This is a genomic window from Capnocytophaga sp. oral taxon 338 str. F0234 (genome assembly GCF_000192225.1).
In the GTDB taxonomy this organism is placed as follows: Bacteria; Bacteroidota; Bacteroidia; order Flavobacteriales; family Flavobacteriaceae; genus Capnocytophaga.
The window spans coordinates 1-3,892 of sequence record NZ_GL872420.1 but is presented as its reverse complement, the minus strand read 5'-3'; the positions used below and the strand labels follow the sequence as shown (position 1 = coordinate 3,892).

The following is a 3,892-nucleotide window of genomic DNA, read 5'->3' as shown; positions in this document are numbered from 1 at the left end:
AAACTCACTATAACCGATGATAAAACAGAAGAGATAAGGGTATTTCAGGTAACAAGGGACATTCCTCATTTTACAGAAGAAAAGCAACACAAAAGCCTACTCTCATTTATAGGTATCAAACGATTTGACACGACTTCCTATTTGTATGAGAATATCTGCTTTGAACCCGACAAAGAGGGTATTACTGAATACACACTAAGCAAATACCGCAAAAAGACCGAAGACAGTCTCTCTTATACTTTTACTCACGAAGGACAAACTATACTTTTGTATGCTGGTAATATTGAAAACTTTCAAAAACCCCAAGATGTGGATTACTATTTTGTAATTGTAGATGCACACAATGGACAGAGTTTTATGGGAGATATACACTACCGTGAGCAACTACTCAAACTCACCCCAAAAGTACAATTGCAACTTATCAAACGCAAACAACTCACCAAAGAGATAGAGTATACCGAAAAGGGAGAGATAAAAAAGAAAATATATTTATGATAATGAAAGGCACTTACTACAAAACTCCCATAGACTTCAAGGCACTGATAGAGAAGCGCGACCTTGCCAAGACCACCTTAGAGACCTCCATTGACCAGCAACTCTTCCTACTGGCTACCACAGCTTGGGGAGAATGCAAATTTGATGAAGGTTTTGGCATAGGCTTTTGGGAGGTAGACTTTGATATGCTTAAAAGTGATGCCAACCTAAAACTCTTGGTAAAAGAGAGCTTGAAAGAAGCTATACAGCGATACGAAAAACGCTTATTTGTAGAAGAGGTTGAAGTAGAGGTAACCAATCAAAACCTGAGTACCTTAGAAAAGACCCGTACAAAGAAGAAAGTAATGATCTACGTCAAAGGTTTTATAAAAGAGACAAACAACCCTTATGAGTATAGAACACACTTGTTTATAGCACCTTTGTCTTACTAACAAATACAAAAAGATGGATCAAGATAGAATAAGAGACCGCATATTAAGACGTGCCTCACGTATGTGGGGCTATAGTGAGAGCGAAACCGAGAACTCCTTTGACCCCTTGGTGGGTTTACTGATTTCTGCTTGTGCCTCAGAACTTGAAAAACTCAGCTTTGAACAAGAAAACTCACGTGCAAGGATTATCGACCGCATTTTAGAGGTGATGTTCCCCGAAGAAGTCGCTGGGGCACTCCCTGCGTATACAATCTTACAAGTGTACCCTTCCCAAAACAACAAGCCTATCTCATTATATAACAGCTTTGCAACCAAGAAAAGAGTTCAAGATATCTATAACCCCCAAGAGAATAAAGAAATAGACATTACTTTTTCCCCAACTATACCCTTAAAACTCACTACAGCCAAAGTAAAATATATCGCTTATGGCAATGAACTAATAGAACAAGAGAGCTTTTTCTTTGATGAGAAAATAGCCAAAGGGGTAAAACCACTCCCAGCAGGTGAGCTATGGATTGGGATAGAAAACACCAATAATGAACCTTTGGAAGACCTTCAGTTTTTTATCAATGTAAATAACAATGAACATAAAGAGCTCTTCTATCACTATTTAAAATTAGCTACTGTAAGTGCTCAAAACAAGAAGTTTACACTGCTCAATGGATACAATGTTGTAGATAAACATCTTGATTTACAGCATATTATTACCAAGAATAACAACTCATTAGCTTCTATATACAATGAGGTCAATCAATTCTACCAGCCTAATTTCTATACGCTTAAAGGTGTATTGGAGCCTATTAGTCCAACTAATAACAAAGAAGCAGAAACTCAGTTATATAGTCATTTTCCTAATATAGAAGAGCAGGTCAAAGAAAATATTTTGTGGATTAAATTTGAGTTCTCCACAGTAGTACACACAGAGGTTTTCCGCAGTGTCCGCTTTATGCTCAATTGCGTACCTGTCATCAACATAGGACATAGAAAATTCTCACAAATGCTCAAGGGAAGTCTTAATATATTTCCTTTACCTACAAAGCATCACTTTTTGGATATCGATTATATCATTGATGGCAATCAAAATAGAATTGACTTAAAAAACCATCAAAGCAAAGAGCAGGACATTGTTGCAATGGTCAGGCGAGGAGGAGTTGCCCGACTTGACAATAGAGAGGCAACCGAGCTATTGCAATACCTTTTAGAGGTTATAAAAAATGAAGCTGCTGCCTTTGCTGCTATTGGAGGTAATTATACTAAAGATGTACTAAAAGAGATTTTTCAGCATATAGCCTCCTTGGAGCAGAGAAAAGATAAACAAGGTATCGTAAAGGATAACAATACATATCTTATCATTTCCACGACTAAAAGCGAAGAGCAAAATAACTGTGAGGTAGCTTTTTGGCATACCTCAGGAGCAGAAGGCAATGGACTAAGGGCAGGAACAAAATGTACTCCACCTGCTCAAAGTTCTTATTTTACAGCCCCTGCCACTATTCTAAAAACCTCTGTAGGCGGTAGAAACCGTCTCACTTCTGAGGAGAAACTCTTAGAACTGAGAAGTGCGCTACTCTCACGCGGTAGGATAGTAACCATCGCGGATATAGAAGCTTTTGGGATGAGCCATTTTAAGAGTGCTATAACCACCATTGAGGTAACAAAAGGCACTAAGAAAGAGGTCTCTACTACCCAAGGTTTTAGTCGTACCATAGATATCTACCTTACAAAGAACAATACAACTCAAAATATAAGCCCAGAAGAATGGGAGTACCTCAAAGAGAGTTTTATGCTAAAACTAAAGAGTGCCTCAGCTAATATGTACCCTTATCGGCTTTTTGAGAAGAGATAAGAACTAAAAAAAGAGAAAAGAAACTTTTATATTTTGATAGAGTTTTGAAAGATTTTTATAAACACGTTTAATTTATTGAATATCAATAAATTGAAAACTTACTTTTAAAACGAAGTGGTTAAAGTTTTGTTAAATTTAACAAAAGCTCTTGTGTGTTAAGTAATATTGCGTAGTTTTGCACCGAGATACATCTATAGATTTATCCATTCTTGGATTTGAATGGGAAAGTAGGTGCGAAGAAGCGTAATAAAGAAACAATATTAACTTAATACATAAATACTATGGCAGTTAGCAGTAAAGGTATAGGCGGAAATGAAGTCCCCTTAGATGCCAATGAGGCAATTGCAGACATTCCTCAGAATAGAACCCTGATAGCACAAAAGCTAACAGCAGATGACCCCATCAAGCCAGAGCTGGTAGAAGGGCTTACTTCTATTGAAAAAGTATTTGAACACTTTAGCCCGCAGATAAACATAGACTTTGAGGATGCTGAAGGAGCTATGAAGAAAGAGACACTTTCTTTTAGCAATCTGGGAGATTTTGGGGTAAAGGGCATCACAGCACAAAGCGACTTCCTTACAGGCTTAGAAACTGAAAAAGACCAATACCAAAAGATTGTCAAGCAACTGAAAAGCAATAAGGTGCTTAAAGCTGCCTTAGAAGACCCCGAAGCCAAGGCAGCACTGCTGAGTACCTTACGAGGCTTGATTAGTGAATTAACAGAAAAGAAATAGTTTAGTTTTTACCTAAGAATATAAGACAATGGCAGATAATACAGCTAAACAAGCACAAGGTGCTCCCTTAGCACCACAAGGAAAACCTATTTCCATAGAGAAGTCTATAGAGGCTTTGGCACGTTATGGCGGATTTGACCTCTTAGAGAGTGCTATTGAGAATGTACAAAATGTAAATCCAGAGCGCAAAGCACGTAGAAATATTTTCCTTTCAGAGGCTAACAAAGCCAAAGAACGTGAGACCTTAAAAAAGACTTTAGAGTTATGGCTCAATGTGCTTAGTGATAATGAGACCATTACCGATATGGTCGCTTCTTCAGAAGACCATAAAAAAGCCTCTGAAGCGTTACTTACAAAGAACTTAGCGTATGCCGTAGACGCTACCA

The 3,892-nt window shown here is 37.8% G+C and carries 4 protein-coding genes and 1 pseudogene; all 5 read left to right on the top strand.

The features are described from left to right. The coding region (locus tag HMPREF9071_RS11590) for a hypothetical protein (protein WP_009401506.1) at positions 1 to 495 on the top strand (495 nt) is incomplete at its 5' end. Next, on the top strand, positions 492 to 926 hold the full coding sequence (locus tag HMPREF9071_RS11585; protein WP_009401504.1) for a GPW/gp25 family protein: 435 nt from the start codon (positions 492 to 494) through the stop codon (positions 924 to 926). The genes HMPREF9071_RS11590 and HMPREF9071_RS11585, both read left to right, overlap by 4 nt. 13 nt (positions 927 to 939) lie before the next feature. Beyond that, positions 940 to 2,772: a type VI secretion system baseplate subunit TssF gene (locus tag HMPREF9071_RS11580; protein ID WP_009401502.1), complete on the top strand. Its 1,833-nt coding sequence runs from the start codon at positions 940 to 942 to the stop codon at positions 2,770 to 2,772. A gap of 281 nt (positions 2,773 to 3,053) precedes the next feature. After that, positions 3,054 to 3,506 carry a hypothetical protein gene (locus HMPREF9071_RS11575; RefSeq protein WP_009401500.1) on the top strand — a complete coding sequence of 151 codons (453 nt, stop codon included), beginning with the start codon at positions 3,054 to 3,056 and terminating at the stop codon, positions 3,504 to 3,506. A 28-nt stretch (positions 3,507 to 3,534) separates the two neighbouring features. Further along, positions 3,535 to 3,892: pseudogene (locus HMPREF9071_RS11570) on the top strand (type VI secretion system contractile sheath protein TssC); the annotation flags it as partial.

What these genes read in the sequence shown, in the direction of transcription:
- HMPREF9071_RS11575 (WP_009401500.1), top strand. Translation starts at nt 3,054, where the DNA reads ATGGCAGTTAGCAGTAAAGGTATAGGCGGAAATGAAGTCCCCTTAGAT.
- HMPREF9071_RS11585 (WP_009401504.1), top strand. Translation starts at nt 492, where the DNA reads ATGATAATGAAAGGCACTTACTACAAAACTCCCATAGACTTCAAGGCA.
- HMPREF9071_RS11580 (WP_009401502.1), top strand. Translation starts at nt 940, where the DNA reads ATGGATCAAGATAGAATAAGAGACCGCATATTAAGACGTGCCTCACGT.